This window comes from Pyrobaculum ferrireducens (assembly GCF_000234805.1).
Taxonomy (GTDB): Archaea; Thermoproteota; Thermoprotei; order Thermoproteales; family Thermoproteaceae; genus Pyrobaculum; species Pyrobaculum ferrireducens.
Map to the genome: position 1 here is coordinate 389568 of NC_016645.1, position 17998 is coordinate 407565.

At 54.4% G+C, this 17998-nt stretch carries 17 protein-coding genes; 11 read left to right on the forward strand and 6 right to left on the reverse strand.

All coding sequences use genetic code 11. The features are described from left to right. Nucleotides 1-89 precede the first annotated feature (89 nt). The 3 genes from P186_RS02100 to P186_RS02110 all read left to right on the forward strand — a co-directional run bounded on the left by P186_RS02100 (nucleotide 90) and on the right by P186_RS02110 (nucleotide 3900). Nucleotides 90-1670 (forward strand): DNA topoisomerase VI subunit B, encoded by a 1581-nt coding sequence (locus P186_RS02100; RefSeq protein ID WP_014287733.1) that lies wholly within the window; start codon nucleotides 90-92, stop codon nucleotides 1668-1670. Nucleotides 1671-1710: 40 nt separating this feature from the next. Continuing rightward, entirely contained in the window at nucleotides 1711-2814 is a 1104-nt protein-coding gene (locus P186_RS02105; protein ID WP_014287734.1) for a DNA topoisomerase IV subunit A, read from the forward strand. A gap of 72 nt (nucleotides 2815-2886) precedes the next feature. Beyond that, a complete protein-coding gene (locus P186_RS02110; RefSeq protein WP_148682630.1) occupies nucleotides 2887-3900 on the forward strand; it encodes a phosphate signaling complex PhoU family protein in 1014 nt (337 codons plus the stop codon). Here the strand turns inward: P186_RS02110 and P186_RS02115 are convergent. Both P186_RS02115 and P186_RS02120 read right to left on the reverse strand, forming a co-directional pair. Next, nucleotides 3869-4324, reverse strand: a complete 456-nt coding sequence (locus P186_RS02115) for a class I SAM-dependent methyltransferase (protein WP_237179446.1) — start codon at nucleotides 4322-4324, stop codon at nucleotides 3869-3871. The two genes, P186_RS02110 and P186_RS02115, sit on opposite strands and share 32 nt — an antisense overlap. Nucleotides 4325-4368: 44 nt before the next feature. Continuing rightward, nucleotides 4369-5166 (reverse strand): helix-turn-helix domain-containing protein, encoded by a 798-nt coding sequence (locus P186_RS02120; RefSeq protein WP_014287737.1) that lies wholly within the window; start codon nucleotides 5164-5166, stop codon nucleotides 4369-4371. 83 nt (nucleotides 5167-5249) lie between these two features. On the opposite strand from P186_RS02120, the gene albA reads away from it, so the two are divergent. The 5 genes from albA to P186_RS02145 are packed head-to-tail and all read left to right on the forward strand — an operon-like array spanning nucleotide 5250 to nucleotide 8606. Continuing rightward, nucleotides 5250-5528 carry a DNA-binding protein Alba gene (gene albA, locus P186_RS02125; protein WP_014287738.1) on the forward strand — a complete coding sequence of 93 codons (279 nt, stop codon included), beginning with the start codon at nucleotides 5250-5252 and terminating at the stop codon, nucleotides 5526-5528. 32 nt (nucleotides 5529-5560) lie between these two features. Then, nucleotides 5561-6835 (forward strand): UbiD family decarboxylase, encoded by a 1275-nt coding sequence (locus P186_RS02130; protein ID WP_014287739.1) that lies wholly within the window; start codon nucleotides 5561-5563, stop codon nucleotides 6833-6835. A gap of 26 nt (nucleotides 6836-6861) precedes the next feature. After that, nucleotides 6862-7983 carry an aconitase X gene (locus tag P186_RS02135; RefSeq protein WP_148682631.1) on the forward strand — a complete coding sequence of 374 codons (1122 nt, stop codon included), beginning with the start codon at nucleotides 6862-6864 and terminating at the stop codon, nucleotides 7981-7983. Further along, complete coding sequence (locus tag P186_RS02140) at nucleotides 7976-8326, forward strand: aconitase X swivel domain-containing protein (RefSeq protein ID WP_014287741.1); 351 nt, start codon at nucleotides 7976-7978, stop codon at nucleotides 8324-8326. The genes P186_RS02135 and P186_RS02140 overlap by 8 nt, the downstream gene beginning before the upstream one ends. Continuing rightward, nucleotides 8313-8606 carry a hypothetical protein gene (locus tag P186_RS02145; RefSeq protein ID WP_014287742.1) on the forward strand — a complete coding sequence of 98 codons (294 nt, stop codon included), beginning with the start codon at nucleotides 8313-8315 and terminating at the stop codon, nucleotides 8604-8606. The genes P186_RS02140 and P186_RS02145 overlap by 14 nt, the downstream gene beginning before the upstream one ends. On the opposite strand, the gene P186_RS02150 is transcribed toward P186_RS02145, so the two are convergent. Genes P186_RS02150 through P186_RS02165 form a run of 4 tightly spaced genes read right to left on the reverse strand, consistent with a single transcriptional unit; the run spans nucleotide 8557 to nucleotide 12358 of the window. Then, nucleotides 8557-9327: an N-glycosylase/DNA lyase gene (locus tag P186_RS02150; protein WP_014287743.1), complete on the reverse strand. Its 771-nt coding sequence runs from the start codon at nucleotides 9325-9327 to the stop codon at nucleotides 8557-8559. The genes P186_RS02145 and P186_RS02150 overlap by 50 nt on opposite strands. Beyond that, nucleotides 9293-10342, reverse strand: coding sequence for a DNA primase large subunit PriL (locus P186_RS02155; RefSeq protein ID WP_148682632.1), 1050 nt, complete (start codon nucleotides 10340-10342; stop codon nucleotides 9293-9295). Before P186_RS02155 ends, P186_RS02150 begins: the two co-directional genes overlap by 35 nt. Nucleotides 10343-10374: 32 nt before the next feature. Beyond that, nucleotides 10375-11451 carry a vWA domain-containing protein gene (locus P186_RS02160; RefSeq protein ID WP_014287745.1) on the reverse strand — a complete coding sequence of 359 codons (1077 nt, stop codon included), beginning with the start codon at nucleotides 11449-11451 and terminating at the stop codon, nucleotides 10375-10377. Beyond that, complete coding sequence (locus P186_RS02165; RefSeq protein ID WP_148682633.1) at nucleotides 11444-12358, reverse strand: AAA family ATPase; 915 nt, start codon at nucleotides 12356-12358, stop codon at nucleotides 11444-11446. Before P186_RS02165 ends, P186_RS02160 begins: the two co-directional genes overlap by 8 nt. Nucleotides 12359-12442: 84 nt before the next feature. Here P186_RS02165 and P186_RS02170 point away from each other — a divergent pair, with 84 nt between their 5' ends. The 3 genes from P186_RS02170 (at nucleotide 12443) to P186_RS14185 (ending at nucleotide 17987) form a co-directional block, all read left to right on the forward strand. Continuing rightward, nucleotides 12443-13720, forward strand: a complete 1278-nt coding sequence (locus P186_RS02170) for a Clp1/GlmU family protein (protein WP_148682634.1) — start codon at nucleotides 12443-12445, stop codon at nucleotides 13718-13720. 522 nt (nucleotides 13721-14242) lie between these two features. Beyond that, nucleotides 14243-14797, forward strand: coding sequence for a hypothetical protein (locus P186_RS02175; RefSeq protein WP_014287749.1), 555 nt, complete (start codon nucleotides 14243-14245; stop codon nucleotides 14795-14797). 49 nt (nucleotides 14798-14846) lie between these two features. Next, entirely contained in the window at nucleotides 14847-17987 is a 3141-nt protein-coding gene (locus P186_RS14185; RefSeq protein ID WP_014287750.1) for a PaRep2b-like protein, read from the forward strand. Nucleotides 17988-17998 lie beyond the last annotated feature (11 nt).

A 17998-nucleotide genomic window follows, 5' to 3' on the forward strand; every position in this document is an offset into this window, starting at 1 on the left:
AGCGGCGTGCAGTCTCTGTGAATAGCCGCATGTCAGAGGGGCCGGCGTTAAACTTTTAATAATTCACCATGTGGCTCGTCGTGACCTCAATGTACGCTTACGAGGCTTTGCCGGTGGCTGAGTGGTTCCGTAGGAACCGGGAGCTGGCGGGTTTTCACAACCCGACTAGGGCGCTGTACCAGACAATAAGGGAGTTGACGGAGAATTCTCTTGACGCCACGGAGACGTACGGCATACTCCCCACTATACTACTAAGGGTTAACGTAGAGGATGAGCAGAAGGGGTGGGTGTCTGTGTACGCAGAAGACAACGGTATTGGGATACCTGGCAACGAGATCCCAAATGTCTTTGGCCGGGTTTTCTATAGTAGCAAATACCGCATTAAGCAACACAGAGGGGTCTTCGGCCTAGGTCTCAAGATGGTGGTGCTGTACGCCCAGAGCACTACAAACAAGCCGGTTCTAGTGAGATCGGCTACGCTGAAATCCGACAAGATTTTTGAATATCAAATAATGATAGATACCAATAGCAACAGCCCCATTATCCTCGACAGGAGGGAGTATCCGAATAAGTACAGGTGGCACGGCACTGCGGTAAAGGTGTATCTAGAGGGTAACTGGCTAGCCTCCAAAAAGCGTATTGAGGACTATCTAAGGAGAACCGCTATAATTGCCCCCTACGCCGAGATCATCTTCAAAGGGCCTGATTTAGAGCTGTGGCTAAAGAGGAGGACTACCAAACTGCCGCCGGCTCCCAAGGAGGGTCTTCCTCACCCGAGAAGTGTTGACGTCGATACATTAAAGCAGATGATTCAGGAAAGCAGAGGGCTGACGTTGCAGGAATTCCTAATGGAGAACTTCGACGCCGTGGGCGAGGGCACCGCCAAGGCCTTTCTGGAGTGGGCGGGGTTTAACCCAAATATGAAGGTCAGGGCGCTTACACCCGAGGAGTTGGTGAGGCTTGTGGAGAAGATGAAGCAGTACGAGGGGTGGCGGAGACCGCGCTCCGACTGGCTCTCCCCAGCCGGTGCGGAGCTTCTGGAGATAGGCGCCAAGGCCATACTGGGCGCGGAGGCCGTCTTTGCCGTGACGCGGAAGCCGGAGTCCTACGGCGGCCATCCCTTTATCGTTGAGGCTGCGGTGGCGTGGGGCGGGCAGATACCCCCCGGCGACAGGCCGGTGTTGCTCCGCTACGCAAACAAAATCCCGTTGCTCTACGACGAGGGGGCTGACGTCGCGAGGAAGGTGGTTGACGAGTTTAACTGGCAGAATTACAAGGTAAAATTCCCGGCGCCACTCGCAGTCATAATTCATGTCTGTTCCACTAAAATACCTTACGCCTCCGCGGGGAAGGAGGCCATAGCAGAGGTGCCCGAGATAGAGAAGGAGATGCGGCTCGCCTTGAGAGACGCCGCAAAGAAGCTTAGGCTATACCTCTCGAGAAAGGAGAAGGAGATGGAGATGTTAAACCGCTACATTACGCTTGCCAAGTACATAGACGAGGTAGCCTACAACCTTGCTCTTGTCACGCGGATAGATAAGGAGTCGATAGCTAGGAATCTCCATAAGTTGATTGAGAAGAAGATAGGTCTCACCGTCGATGAATTAGTAAAGCACACCCTATCAATGTCGTCGGCACAGCAGGAGATGGCCGAGGCGGCGCCTCAGTAGGGAGTGAAAAAGTTATATTCCGCGCCTAGTTAGGCGATCTGTGAGTAGCCGGGCTGAGTTTCTAAAGCGTCTGGAGGACTGGGGGGCCGCTCTGACCAACTCTATTCTCAAGCTTCAGGAACCTGTGATGGAGATACCGGCGCGTACGCTTAGCAATACTATTTGGGATGAGAAGGCGAGGATGTTGAGACTTGGCCCCGAGAAGTTGCAGAGAAGATTTCTCGACATGAAAGAGGCGAGGCGGTTTATGCAGACAGTCTTGATGTTGCGTCTCATTGTGGAGGCTATTAGGGAGGACGTGTATCCCACGATACGTGATCTCTACTACAACGGGAAGCACACTATAGTCTTTAAGGATCCCCTGGGTAGGACGCATAGAGAGAATACGTGGGATGAGCAAGCCGAGTCCAATGCGGTGATTGAGGATATTGAAGTGGCTGCAAATGTGTTGCGGGAGGAGATGGGAGTATCGGCTGATGTTAAGGGAAAGATCGTGGGGCCTATTGTGGTGAGGTCTCAAGGTTATGAGCTCGACGCCAGTAAGTTCGGCGAGACTGCTCTCAGCCTGCCAGTTAACGTAGACGCCTTGGAGATAGTGAAGGTGGAGGCTACTTACGTACTTGTGGTAGAGAAAGACGCGATATTCCAGCGTCTTGTGAGAGAGAAGTTCTGGAGCCAGGAAAACGCCATATTAGTTACGGCGAAGGGCATGCCGGATAGAGCGACTAGGCGGTTTATTAGGAGGTTGAATGAGGAGTACAAGCTCCCGGTATATGTGCTCACAGACGGCGATCCCTATGGGTGGTACATATACTCTGTCTATAAAAGTGGGTCAATTAAGCTGAGTTATGAAAGTGAGCGCTTAGCTACGCCGGATGCCAAGTTTCTGGGGTTGACCGCCACGGACATAGACGCTTATAAAATATCTGACAACTACGTCATTGCGGCAAATGATCGCGATATTAAGAGAGCCCAGGAGTTGCTTAGGTATCCCTGGTTCCAGAAGCCTGAGTGGACTCGTGAAGTGAATCTGTTCCTGAGGAAAAAGAAGAAGGTGGAAATAGAGGCGCTTTCGACGCACGGCCTGAAGTTTCTACATGACTACCTCAGGGATAAGATACGCGGCAGGAAGTTTATCGACTAGATATATAGAGGTCAGATACCGCTCTTTTGGAGTTGGGTGTAGTATATTTATATATGTTTTCTATTTAGAGCTATGCGAGGAGAGGTTAGAAAGGTCCAGCTAACCGGGGGTGCGACTCTCATTGTGAGTCTTCCGAAGGAGTGGGCGAAGCGCATTTCGCTATCCCCAGGTGACGAGGTGATGGTGGTGACTCAGCCCGACGACACGCTGGTCCTCATACCGAAGAAATTAGGAAAGCGGGCTGGGGTGATGGCTGAACTCGTCATCAACCGGCCGGTGGATGTGGCCGAGCTGGAGAGGCTCTTCATGACTTTATACATAGGCGGCGCAGAGGTTATTGTGGTGAGGTTCTCGCCAGCGGCTATGAGTCTGCGAAAGCAGATTAAGGAGTTTATACGGAGGCGTATAGTCGATATGGAGATTGTGGAGGAGGCCAGCGATAAACTGATTGTACAGTCAATGGTGTCGACTACGGAGCTGGCCGTCATGGACATAGCAGTGAAAATGCTACGGCTGGTGAGTAACATGCTCAGCGACTTAGTGGCGGGCTTGGAGAGAGATGACGTGGCTATGTTGAGAGATATTATAGAGAGAGACGACGAGGTTGATAGGCTGTATTGGTTAATAGAGCGCCAATTGAAGAGGGCGGCTATGTCTAGATATGTGATGCTGGAACTCAAGATCGACGATCCGCGGGATTTAGTGGAGTATGTAATAATAGCGAAGTCTATTGAGAGAATGGCTGACCACATATGTAGAATAGCTTATGTAAATCAAGAGGAGAAGGTGGACATGCGCCTGTTGGGTCCGATCTTGTCCAAGGTCTCCGAGTTTTTAAGACAGGCTGAAAATTTGCTGGTAAGCGAAACGCCTGCGCAGAGGGTAGCCGAGTTGCAAGGCGAAATAATTGCGTGGAGCCAGAAGGCGAGGCGGGAGGAGATGCCGTCTGACCCCGCCACAACTATCGCCAAGGAGAGCGCCTTGAGAATTGGCGAATATGTCGGCGATATAGTAGAGTCGCTCGGGAGAATAAGGCTTAAAGACAAGGCCTTAGTCATTGGCGAGGCTTTGGGCAGACAGCAGTAACTGTGTATATGGTCTCGAAAAAGAGGTGAATCTTCCTAGCTCTAACTACGGCGCACTGCGCTCTTAACGCGTCTAGTATAAAGTCCGCCCTACCAAGGGAGCTAAATGTCAAAACGACGACGCGGGGTCTAACCATCGATATCCACCTCAAGAACCGGGGCACAACGCCTGTGTCATGCACCGCGGCGTCAGTTGGCTCCTCAGGCGGTAGATATGGCAGATTAAACACTACGACGTCTGCCCTCCGCACAGCGTTAGCCACGTCGCTACACACAACATCGACAGGTGGTTTACACATTTTACATGAATTCAGGTCTATGTCGACGGCCAGTGTGACTCTACACTTCGCGGCCAGCGCCATCCCCACGATACAAGTGCCGGTTCCGACGTCGACGCAGATATCCCCTTCTTCTATCTCCTCCACAGACTCGAGAGTTAGGTATGTGTCTTCAGCTGGTGTATATGGCATTAGCGTAGTGGAGCGAGGTAGAAGAGCGCTGGGATTACGAAAAATGCCAAGAGGGAGCGGGCCAGAGCGGCTTCATAAGTTGTGCCAACTTCAAGGGAGTAAACCGTGGCGAAGATGGTCGCAGTGAAGAGAAGAGCTACGAATAGCAGGATTTGAGAGAGGGTGATGAGGTAGACATAGTCGAGAGAGCGGGCGAGTTGTACTAGGGTTAGGTGGGTGGCTGGGTAAATCGATAGGGGGGATACCCCCACCGCTGTTTTATAGAGAGACATCTTCTTATTAGTTATGAGATAGATCGCAAGGATTATTCCCGATAACGAAAGTAGAGAGACGGCCATTGATATTTGTGGTGGTAGATTTATTGAAAGTGGAAGGTAGTACCCAACATACAGTACGTAGATCATCGAGAGGGATGGATTTTGAAGACTCCCTACTACAATGCTGAAAATCCAGCCAGTTAGAAGAACTAAGGCGGCCGCCGGTAGCAACGGCGACATGAGTAGCCACACAACCAACGGCCTCAGGCCTATTACCGATAGGAAGTTAAGCGATTTAAGAGGCTCCGCCGTTGCGATGATAGAGGCAACCTTCTCTCCAAGTTCTGTGAGAGACACCAGAGACTCCTCCCTCTTCACGATGCCCAGCCTCTCGAGAGCCGAGAGTTCAAATAGTAGGGTGGATGCCGACGTCCCCAGCGCCGCCCTTAGTCTTGCAAGTGTCATGGGGCCTTCTCTATGCAGTACGAGGATTATGTCGCGCCGCCTTCCCACAGAGGCTCCGTAGATAACGCGTTCCACTGTGTACTAGAGGGCTTTTATAATTATTACACAACTACGTGAGAGGCGAAATTGTTAAATACCCAAGCTGTTAAGGGTTGGCCATGGCAACAGAACAGACAATACTAGTAGGGAAAAAACCAGCTACAAACTACGTAATTGCAACGGTGATGGCGTTCAACGCCGGTGTTAAGAAAGTGGTGTTGAAGGCTAGAGGTGCAGCTATCTCCAAGGCCGTCTCGACTGCTGTAATGGTGAGGGACAGATTCCTCCCAGGCAAGGTGCAGATAAAAGACGTTAAGTTGCTAAGCGACAAGGTACAGGGCCAGGGCGGCAGGGAGAGAACAGTTGCGGCTATTGAGGTAGTACTCGAAATGGCCTAGACGTTTTTTCCGCGCCACCGCCATCTTTTTAGATGCGCGTCTCCGACCTGGTCAGCAACCTTCCTGACATACAGATCTACAACCCGCCCTACGGCGAGTTCACCATCGCCAGGGTTTTGAGAGAGACAGAGGGCCGATCTACGCCAGTATTTAGAGAGGTAAAACCCGGCTACGTGGGGGTAGGCAATATTATAGACACAAGGTTAAAGCTGTATCGATATCTCGGAGTTAGTAGAGACGAGGAGGCTTATCAAAAACTACTAGCCGCGGTAGAGAGCCCGGCTTCCGTGGAGAGGATATCCACGTGGCGCGACCTATATAGGACTGTAGATTCGCTCTACGAGTTGCCCATGGTTAGGTACTACGAGAAGGAGGCGCGCCCCTACGTCACATCTGGCGTCGTCGTGGGCTTGGGTTTAGACGGTGTGTACAACGCCTCTATACACAGATTCTCGCCCGTGGGAGGCAAGAAAGCTGTTGTGAGGCTTGTCCCGAGGCATTTGTACCACATCTACAAGACCAGCGTTGCAAGAGGCCGTGAGGTGCCCATCGCTGTGGCGTGGGGTGTCCACCCCCTGGTGCTCCTCGCCGCCGCCACCTCCCCGCCCTACGGCGTTTTTGAGCTCGGCGTAGCCGCGCGCCTCCTGGGGGGGCTCAAGGTGATGGAGCTCGACAACGGAGCCGTTGCGCCGTTTCTATCCTCTGTAGTTATTGAGGGCTTCTTAACTTCGGAGCAGGCAGAGGAGGGGCCCTTTGTCGATATAGTAGGCGTATACGACAGGGTGAGGCTTCAGCCTGTTGTGAGAGTGGAGAGGATATACGTGTTGCGGGAGGAGGCGTATGTCCACTACCTACTGCCGGCGGGCTCTGAGCACATGCTCCTAATGGGTTTCGAGAGAGAGGCAAAGATTTGGAGAGCTGTTAAGTCTGTAGCTCCCATGGTGAGGAAGGTGAGGCTGACAAAGGGGGGGTTTGGCTGGCTAGTGGCGGTGATTTCGCTAGACAAGTCTGTCGAGGGCGACGCGAAGAACGCACTGCTGGCGGCTTTTGCGGCCCACCCCAGTTTAAAAATCGCCATAGCTGTTGACAGCGATGTGGATCCCGACAACCCAGTGGAGGTGGAGTGGGCTGTGGCCACGAGGCTCAGGGCGGATAGGGGTCTCTTTGTTATTCCCTACGTAAGGGGGTCCACGCTGGATCCCGTTGCCTTAAACGAGGAGGGGTTGACCCACAAGGTGGGTATCGACGCCACGAGGCCACTGGATGTCGATCCAGTATTGTTCGAGCGGGCGAGGATACCTGAATAGTTAATTAGAGGGTTCGATAAATCTATGTGTCTCGTGAGTATGCGCGTGAGATGGTGCTTAGAATTGCAGATGCGGTGTCGGGCGGAGAGGTTGTCCCCGTGGAGACCGCCCATATATCTGGGGTATCTTACTTCACAATTGGAGAGTACGGAGTGGAGTTTCTCGAATTTCTAGCTAGCTCTGGCGCCAAGGTTTCCATCTTAACTACGTCTAATCCGGCGGCTATTGACCTCAGCGGCTTGTTGCAGGTAGACGAGAAGGTGGTGGAGGGGCAGAGCAGAATATCGAAGGCGCTTAGATCGATGGGGGTGAGCATCTTCTATACATGCGCGCCGTATGAGTTTATACTCACCAGGCCACGTACTTACCACGCGTGGGCGGAATCGAACGCGATAACCTACATAAATACCTTCAGGGACTCCTGGTCAGATAAGAATCCCGGCCCCCTGGCTCTGTTGGGAGCTATTGCTGGGTTTGTGCCCAAGACGGCTCTATATACTCTAGACGGGAGGCGCCCCACCGCGGCTGTAGAAGTCAACATAGGGCCTCTGGGGCCTCTGGAGGCTGGCGTGGTTGGGGCATTGATAGGGGAACGCATCGGCTCCGGCGTGCCCTACATTAAGGGAGCCGTCTTCGCCGATGAGGAGAGCCGTAGGGAATTCGCCGCAGCCCTCTCCACCTACTCCGCCATGGTTTTCGCCGTGGTTGAGGGCGCGACGCCTAACTGGCGTCAATATCTCGAGTTGGCGGATTTCCGAGACAAGATCCAGATATCGGCAGAAGACATCGCTAGCTACGTAAGAGACGTCGAGACGCCCGACGTGGTGTATATCGGGTGCCCCTTCGCAGATCTAGAGACAGTTTTACAGATAGTGGCAGAGGTTAGGGGGAGGGGACCTACAAAAAGGCCGGTGTACATATCCACCTCCCCTGGCGTCTATAAGCAGATACAGAGACTCGTAGAGGAGGTCAGCGGCTACAACGTGAAGATATTTTCAGGCGCGTGTCTGGTGGTGTCGCCCTACACCCGTAGATTTAGGGTAATAGCCACCGACTCGCTGAAGGCGATGTTCTACATCCCCAAGCTACACGGCGTTAGAGTTGTCCCATGCAGACGCGAGGAGTGTCTCGAACTTGCCTATGCTTAAGCCGATAGTAAGGGGCTGGGGCCGGGCCGCCTCCCGTGTTGTAAAGATAACAACGCCTGTGTCGCTACTCGGCGATCTAGATCCAGAGAGGGGCACGCTTGCGGGGGTTGACGTCTCTGGGAAAATAGTGGTGTTGCCCTATGTCAAGGGCTCTACTGTGGGGCCTTACGTGCTGTGGGGGGCGGCTAGGAGGGGCAAGGCGCCTTTGGCGATAGTGGCGCAGAAACCGGATCTAATGCTTATCTCGGCTTGTGTACTCGCCGGCGTCCCGCTCTTCCAGGGGGATCTCGAAGAGGAGTGTATTAATATCGATTTAGAGAGTGGGGTGTATGACAAGTGCTGATAGGGATGTGTTGGCTAGGGCGGCTTTGTTGATGCTAGAGGAGCTGGCGCTGAGGAGAGACGGCAAGGCGAAGCTCAGGTACTGGAAGACATATAGAATGGCCGTGTTTTGGCTGGGGAGGGGCGTCGCCGACGGCATCGTGGCGAAGCTGGCGGAAGGCGGGTACATAAAGGTAGAGGGGAGGTATGTGGTATTGGTAAAGCGGTTTACGCACGGGCGGTCGCTCAACTCTATTTTAAAAGAGGTTTACAATCTCTTCGCCACTGGAACAAGGCGATGACCCCCTCCGGCACGCCGTGTATGTTTTCCCCGTAGAGTACCGCCCTGCCGGCTAGCCATAGCAATGTGTCGATGTGAAGGGGAGGTATCCCAGCCTCGTGGGCGACCTCGTCCCATATCCTTTGGACAACTTCGTAGCGCCTCATCGCCTCCTGAGGTGGGAGATCTATAAGCCCAGCACACCATGTGAGGTGGGCAACCCGGTAGTCGACTGGGATGGGTATGTCGAATGGCAGGATCCTGTCCACCCCCCTGCTACACATGTACACATAGTTAAGGATCTTAACGGCGAATACTATCGTCTTCTGCTCGCTTCTAGCTTCTAACAAACTGGATAGCTGGCGCAGTGTAGCACCTAGATCCTCCAGATTCGGCGCGTAGTTACAAATCTTCAATACCCTCTTTCTCCTGCCGTCCAGGCCTATTCTCAAATAGGGGCTCGCGTCTAGATATCTCAAAAAGTCTCTGCATACGTCATGTATCTCTAACTTGGTGAAGAATTTCCCGAAAAACTCCCAATGCTCCTCCCCCCTGCCAGTGAGGCGGTAGCTTATAACTGCGTTTAGCATCGCCAGCCTCGCCCCTATCGACTCCCCGTGTTTACTTACTACGCTACACACAGCGCGGTACTGCGGATCGCGCCTCTCCAGCTCCAGAATTGCGTTTATACCTAAGCTCCTAAGCGCCTCAATTACTCTTCTTAACTGTGACCTTGCGGCCATACTGCACCGGGTTCTTCACTCCGCATCCCAAATTCGTGGGGCAGAGCCCCCAGGAATTCATGGTCTCGCAACTCGGCACGGCGTATTCCTTCCTTCCCCCAACCTGGCCCGCTATGTGTTGCACCTGGTAGCGTGTAATCTTTTCATTAAAATCTGGCGACGTACGAAAGAGATCTACTATCTGTTCCACATCCCATCCCCTGTGTAGTAGGTACGTCGCTATGGCAAACCTAGCTGTGTGGGGCAGGTTGTCGCCGCTCTTAAGGGCGTCTAGAATCGCCTTCATACACGGGGGGTGAGGCCCCTCTGCTGGTTGAGACGGCGCTTTTAACGGCTTATGAGCGTATTTTTTCAACAAGTCCTCTACCAAGGAGGCGTCTATAGATGCGGCTACCCTGCCTACGGCCAACTCGTTTTCTCTTGCCGTCTTTAGAATCTGTTCTTCATAAGCCTCTTCAAGCAACCTCTCGAAATCCTCGAGGGGCACCACAACCCACCCCTTGACGACAGGCCTATTTATCATAGCCCAGAAGGGGTCTTGAGGCGCGTATCTTAGATAGGAAGTCCATCTGACGGCAACCGGATTCCCAAACGTTGCCACGACTATGCCGGTCACCACCTCATGCGCGGGCTTTGCGACGACGCCGAGATCTCTCGCAATTTCAATCTTACACCGCAGGTCTTGGATGCCCGGAACCTTCCTCATCAACTCTAGAAAACGTTTACTTTCACTATCTGCAAACCTCTTTAATAGATAGGGGTTTTTCGTGGCGGCCGCTATATACAACGCCAATCTGGCGGCCGCGGCCCAATCCTCTGGCGAGTCTATACAAGACCTGGGATTAAGAGGCTCCCGCGCAAGCGACTTCCTAAGCCTCTCAAGCGCCATGTCCAGGAGGTTTTTGCTATTTATTACGGCGTCTAGCGCCATTCCTCTTTTTTGGAGATACGATGCAGATTTATTTAAGAATGGGAAGTGGCATGAGAGCTCTCCTAAAGAGATGTCGCATGACACGTATTGAGCTGGTCGCGGATATATAAACCACCTCAGCTATGTAGACCTAGGAGATCTGTGGTGGGCGTAAGCTCTCTGTATCTGCCGCCAGTTATTTTAGCTACTTGTCTTAAAAACTGGCTTCGCTCGGTAGCCACTACGTGGATACGTCTAAACCTCCGAGCTAGCTGTAGAACTCTCTCCGGGTCGTTTGTCCGCCCGTCTGACACCACCACAACCTCCCTATTGGCGTTGTTTGCATGAAGTAGCTCTAGGGCAGAGGCCAGCTCTGTCCCCCCCATCGCATATACGTATTTCAAAATCCCCAGCATCTCACGTAGATATTTATACGGCGGATACGGCGTCCACAAGAAGTCGGCCTCTGTATTAAATAGCACTAGTGATACGAAGCCTCTTAAATCTGCCATCTGCCTCAGATATCTAGCCAACACGTTCTTAGCAACTCTGAGCTTAGTGACTCCTCCTACGTACTCCTTCATCGACCCGGATACGTCCAAAGCCACGTATACAGGCTTGTCAACTATGTAAGTATACTCCCGTAGGTAGAAATCCTCATCTGATATAGGCTTCCCTTGGAGAGATTTTCTTGATATAGACATGGCGGTTCTAATTATGTCTACGTCAGCCACCGAGGCGTTGGGGTAGTACCTCTTCACAAGCCTCACAGCCGATTTCAAAGCCAGCCCCTCCCCGCGCGCGTATATCCTGCCACCTAGCTCGTCCACAGCCTCGGCCGGGAGATTCAGCCTCCTAATCACCTCGAGCTTAGCCCGAGGCGTGGCGTCGACAGGAACGTGCCTATTTACTAAATGGGCTAGGGTGGGTGCCTTTTCGCTACCCACCGACCCGACTAGAGAAGGCGCAGGGGGCGCCTCAGCTGGCGGGGATGTGCACCGCAGAGCGGCCTCTATAATTTTTCTAGCCTCCCCCGGCGTGGCGCCTAGAGAACCCGCCAAGTTCTGCGCTATCACCTCTATCAACTTCTTCTCGTCTACATCCCCCAGATACGACCTTGCGTATACATCAGCCACGGCATATATCAAACTTCTCGTAGACACCCCGCCTAGACAGCTACTAATTGCGAGGAGGAGTTCAACAACTTTATTCATTGATAGCCTTGTCGAATATTGTAATGAGCATGTTTTTCGTCTCCTGGTCGTGAGGCAGGTTTAAGATCAGCGCTTTCTTCAAGTCGCGTATCTCCACATCTCTACGTTGAGACCACGCCGACGCCGCCGCGTCGGCGAGGGCGTAGCTGAGAGAGCGCACAGACTGCGGGTAGCCTGCCTTCTCAGCTTCGTGGGCGAACTTGGCTAGTATATCTGCGAGGCGCGGCGGTATTTCCACCTCCAGCTCTCCAAGGGCTTCTCTCGCCTTCCAGAGGAGTATAGATCGGAGGAGTTCTCTGCCCGGCGTTTTGACCTCCACAAATTTCAACCTGTCAGCCAGCGCCTCTGTGAGCTCATACACGCCCTCGTACTCGCTCGGGTTCGCCGTGCCTACCAAGGCGAAATCCGTCCTAATCCTATATCCTCTAATGTAGACATAGTGCTCCTGTATTGCCTGTAGCAACGCCGCTTGGGCGTACGGGTTTAGCCTATTAATCTCGTCCATGACCAGAACTGTTCCGTGCGCCATTACCAGAGGCCCCGGTATGTAAGAAAGCGGGTGGTCAAACCCCGCCTGCAACACCACGGCGATGTCTATATCACCTGTGAGATCCACCGCCGTCATGTGCGAGTGGCAGGCCACCTCTATATACGGCGGATCGCTCAGCGCTAGAATTTCTGCAACTGCCTCGGCCAGGGTGGTTTTGCCAAGCCCCACCGTGCCTACTAAAACCACAGGTCTGCCTATCATCAAACCGCTTAATACATCTAGAACAACGTCATCGAGACCCTTCAACACTTTATTTACCCTATTCCTAATCTCGTCTACTCCGATGCGGCGCACCCGATCTCTGATATTTTTTGCGATGTCTACCGGATGGCGTTGTAGTAGCTCTGAAAGACGCACATATCTACGCGGCAGGTAGTTTAAAAGGATATTTGGGAGGCGGCGCTAAACACAAGTTAAAAACATCTGAGTAGCCAATTATGTATGTCTGTCCGCGTTATGAAGGCCGGCGAGATGTACAGGATAGAGGGCCCTGCGAAGGTCGTCGTGAGGCGCGGGCGGATCTACGCCACTGGAGTCGAGTACTCCGATGGGCAGAGCTTCACTGTGCTGAGGGCCCGCTCCCTTGCCGTTAGAGCAGTTACAGACTCGGAGGTTGAGCTCGTCCTAGGCCCTGGGGCGTTGTTAGAAAAGGCGGAGCCGGGCGAGGAGATAATCGACGAGTGGGAGGCCGGGATCTCAACCGTCGATCCAAGCGGCGTGATAATCGTGGTTGGTATGATAGACGTGGGCAAGTCCACCATGACGGCTATGCTGGGGAACAAAGCCCTGGCCCGGGGGTATAGAGTTGCCGTTATAGACGCAGATGTGGGCCAGAACGACCTAGGCCCGCCCACCACAATCTCCCTGGCCCGGCTAACGAGGTATGTCACCCATCTTAGACAGCTGGTGGCCGAGAAGAGCATCTTCCTCCAGGCGACTAGTCTAGAACGTATATGGCCCAGGGCTGTCGAGCAAATAGCCAGAGCTGTGGAATACGCCAGGAGGGTGTGGCGCGCCGATTCGGTAATACTAAATACAGACGGGTGGGTCCTCGACGAAGAAGCCGTAGTTTTCAAGCGCCAGTTAATAGAGAAGATAAAGCCGTCTTTAATAGTGGCGATACAGGTGGAGAAGGAGCTCGCCCCCATACTTAACGGGTATAGTAATGTGCTGATTCTCCCGCCGCCTCCACACGCCAGGTCGAGATCTCGGGAAGATAGGAAAATTCACAGAGAGATGGGGTACGGCCGCTATATATTCCCACCTGTGGAGATCGCAGTATCTCTTGATAAAATACCAATATGTAATTTACCTATTTTCAAGGGGATCGAGATGGGTGAGGAACTCAGGAAGATACTCTCCAGAGCGTTAGGCCTAGGCGTTGAGAAGGCTTACCAAGTGGGTAGCCGGGTATATGCCATTGTTGAGGGCGACACATGGGTTGTGAGAAAAGTCAGCGGCTTCCAAGTGATAGGACTGCCACACGACTTCGAGCGGGGACTGTTAGTAGGGCTTGAAGACGCTGAGCGGTTCTTGGTGGGCCTCGGCGTAGTGAAGAAAATATACTACGACAAGAGGAAGGCCATCATATATACGTCAAGCGACGTCGAAAAAAGAATGGGAGAGGTAAAATGCATTAGGCTAGGTCTCGTGAGGCTAGACGACAATTTCAACGAAGTGGAAAAAGCCATGAACATACTCAAGGCCGAGTCTGAGTAGATCCACAATCGAAGGGCGAAACGTATATAACCTACACGCTGTTATTTAACTGGATGAGCGGTGCGGGCAGCGTCAGAGCTGTGACGAGACCGTCTCACGGTGATCCGCATATATCCATATCAACGCCGTGTAGAGATGTTGGTGTTGTTTGGGTTTTGTGTGATTTGCCGCTGTAGGGCGCTTTCTTTTTGACGTCTCGTCCGTCGGCGACTATTCGAGCCTCTAGAGGCCACGGCGCCGATGCCTTGAAGGCCCCGCGCCAAGACGTTTGGAGCACTCAGCGACGTGGATCGGAACGCGTCGGCGCCGCCGCGGGGCGCCTGCGAGCCCCCAGCCGTTCAGCCCCCGCCGCCTTCTCCACGCCGCTACCTATCTTTATGGGGGGTTTCTGGAAGTTTCGGCGGGGTTTACGGAGGCGCTGGTTTAGAGTCGTGGTGTTGGTGAAGACTACAGCTGGATAGAGCCGAGGACGCCGCCCGCGGCCTCGGGCCGAGGAGCTCAGCGGAGGCAGACGCCGCGAGGGTGTTTGCAGACATACGCGAAAGGCTGGAGAGAATTAGGGCGGAGCTGGGCGGAGAGGCGGCGGGGGAGGCCTGGCGCTATGCGTATGCGGTGGGTAGGGAGGTGATTAAGGCGTTGATCTCGGTGCACGAGGGCTCTCTCAAGGCGGTGGCCACAGTTGAACAAGCCCTTAGGCTTACCGCATTTGCCGGGGCGGCTACAGAATCCATAATTGCGCTCCACCACGGCCTCTACAGCGAGGCTGTTGTGTCGGCGGTGGCTGGCGCCATAGCGCTTGTTGAGGAGGGTAGGTTTGAGAGGGCGGTAGAGTACGTAAAGAGAGCCGCAGAGGCGGCTTATGAGGCTCTGCGTGATGTTTTCGAAAAGGCGAGGGTAGCGCTGGAGAGGCTGTATGAGCTTTTCGTCGAGGCGATCGCTAGGGTAGTCGCATGGGTGGATGAGCACAGGGCTTGGCTTTTCCTCGCCGCGGCCGCGGCGGCTGACATCATCGTGTGGGCCTTTGCCCGCGACGTCTTCGGCTCTATAGAGCTGGGGGAAGTTTGCGTTAGCTTTTAGGCCAATAGGATTCGGCGACTCGGAGAAGCCTCCCGCCGCCGAGGAGCTGGTGGAGGAGGCTAAAAAGAGAAGTGTGGATGTGGGCAAGGCGCTTGAGGAGCTGTTTAGCATTGTTGACCAGCTCTCCAGAGGCGCGGCCGACGTGGACGAGAAGAGGCTAATGAGGCTTGTAAATCTGCTGGAGGCGGCTGGGGGCGTTAAGGTGCCTTGGCTGGGGCCTGTGGCTGAGGCTATGAGGAATTGGTACAACCCGGCGCGTAGCAAAGATGAGAGGAGTGAGTACGCCAAGGCGGCTTTTCTAATCGTTTGGGCTGTGCTTCAGCGCCGCGCCCATGAGCTGTACGACAAGTTGGCGGAAATGTGGAATGTGAGAAAAGAAGCCGCCGCGGTTTTGAAGCAGGCATTGGAGAGTAACGACAGAGAGAAGTGGAGGGAGTTCTACAGCTTAGTGAAGAGGCTGGAGGAGGCCGAGGGGGAGGTGTTGAAAATCGCTGAAGAAGTGGCGAACGAGCTTAATACCATCGCCGTCCATCTAAAAACCGCGGCTAAGAAGAAGGGCGCGAAAGCGCTGGAGAAGGTGGCGAGGTGGATAGAGGTTGACGCGTTGGAGGCGAGGAGGCTGGCAGAGGCGACTAGGGATGAACTGTCTAGATTCTCCGGCGCCAGCTACGGCACTAGGGCCGTGGCGTATCTAAAGGCCATTGTTAACGACAACATCGTTGGCTTGACTGTGCTGAGGGCTTTCGCCGCGGAGGACTTAGCCACGCTTGTTGCTAATACGCCGCACGGTGCGTACAACAAGTTGCTGGGGAGGGCGCAAAGCGTTAAACGCGGGCAGCTGAGGGACCTTCCGCTCGAGGAGAGGCTGGCGGTGGAGCTGGGCAGAGCTTTGAGATACGCAAAAGTGAATGACGAGCTGAAGCCTCTGGTGGAGGCGTTCGAGAGTGGGAAGGCGAGGGTGGAGAAGAGGGGCGAAGGCAAATACGTCATATACGCCGGCGGTAAGACTGCGGAACTGAAGCTCTTGAGGGGCGGCGGCGCTATGCTATACGTCGACGAGCTGACCGGCCCGCTGGCTGACAAAAAGCTGGCCGAGGCAAGGAAGGCTGTTGAGAAGTACGAGGAGATGCTGAAGAAGGGCAAGGCGCCTCTGCCTCTGCGCGAGGCGCAGGACGGCTGGCTGTTGAGCGATGTCACTGTGGAGGAGACTAGCGAAGAGGGGCGCAGAGTAGTTATGGTAACAGCCTCCTTGGAGCAGGTCGTGGTGTTCCTCTCCGCCTTCGGCGTAAGGGCGGGGGAGATACACTGGGGCCGAGGCGAGAGGGGGAAGAAGCCTGTCAAGATCTATGTTAAGCACTTCGACGTGACTAGCGAGGGGCTGAGGCCTGCGTACCAAGTTGAGCTTTACGACAAATACGCAGAGGAGGCGTGGGATAGGCTGTCGGCGGCGCGCACTATGCCTAAGGAGGAGAGGGAGAGGCTCATAGATTTCGTGGCTAGGCTACTAGAAGGCTCTGGCGTAGATCACGAGGCGTTTAGGCAGAAGCTGGAGAAGTGGATCGGCGAGTGGCTTGCAAAGGCGCCGGGTCTCAAGGAGCACCGGGTGTTCCACACTCTGGTGAACTCCTTGAGAGAGATGGCGAGAAGCGAGCAGGATGCTGGAAAGCGCGAGGTTGCGAGGAGGCGCGCCGTGGGTATGCTCCTCCACGCAGTGCTGGGGGACGGAACCGTGACGGCGGACAAGGTTGTGCTATACGTCGGCGGCGGGGAGGAGGATGAAGTGCCGGCGGAGGTCAAGGCGGATCTCTACTACGCACTGTTGAGGGCGTTGGGGTGCCAGCCGAAGATGTACAAAGCCAAGGGCACCATCAACGTAATTCTGTATGGCGAAGAGGCTAAGAAATTCGCCCGGGCCGCTCTGCCGCATCTAGTGGGCCTCGAACGCGTGCTTGAGGCTGTGAAAAGAGATGAGCAAATTTATTCCAAAGTTGTAAAGATGATTGACATCGCTAGGGCTGAGAGGGTCAAGGCGTGGATTAAGGACTTGACTACGGAGGGTAAGATGCTCAGGTCTAGGCTGGTAGTTGAGGCAGACGGCGTAGCGGCGGAGTACCAGATGTACCTGCGTAAAGACAATGAAGTAGTGCTTGAATTCGGCACAACTAACCGCGAAGAGGCTGAGCGGAGGGCGGCGGTGCTGAGGGCAGTGGGCGTGATGGTGGAAGTTGACAAACGCCACAACAAAGCCCGCAACCGCGACGTGTGGCGCATACAGGTCTCGACCAACGCCCTAGCCGCCGAGTCGGTACACGAGGCTGTTAGAAAGGCGGTGTTGGAGTTCCTCAAGCAGTGCAGAGAGGCTGGCGCCATCGAAGAGGAGGCGTACAGACGCCTCGCCGCGAAGTTCGAGAGGGGCATGCCGGAGTGGGGCGAGGTAAGGCTCTCTGTGGATCTGACGAGAGGCGGCGCTGTGGTTGTGGAGTACAGACCCAACGACCCCCAGTCCTTCAGCAAGGCGGTGGAGTTTCTGAGGAAGCTCGGCCTAAGGGACACATGTGAAAGCGACTGGTGCTTTATCCACTTCACGGCTAGGGAGCCTAGAGAGGGTAAGGAGGGCTATGTCTACATCACCGCCGACGGACTTAAGTACATCGGCTGGCTGGCCAGCCGCGGCGATGAGAGGGCGCAGTGGCTGAAAGAAATGTTGCTAAAGGAGGCCGAGGTTAAGGGCGTCAAGATGCGTGAACAGCTAGAGCAACGCTTCGGCGAGGGGGAAGAGTGGGGTAGAGTAAGGCCGCCCGTCGAGAGGGAGGTTGAGGTTGAGGGCAGGAGGCTAAAGGTGCTAATCGAGGAGGTGGAGGCCGGCGTAGAACGCGGCAGAGCAAAAGAGCTCTTAGTCGTCAAAATAAGGGCAAAGGTGTTTGAGGGGAACAGCGAAGTAGCGGTAGAGAAGGAGGCGAAGTTTTACAAAGAGAGGCGCGGTGCCGTGAGAGGCTACGTCAACATACACGCCGGCGCCAAGGGTGGGCCAGAGGCGGACTACGTGAGGACGGCGGCTGTGTTGAAGGTCTTGGGGGTGGAGAAGTGGAGCAGAAAACCAAATCAGATACAGCTCACCAGAGACGCCCTGGATGCGCTGATGAGGCTGGAGCCTGTGTGCAGAGCTTTGGGCATATGCCAAAAAGCTTAAAAACGGTGAAG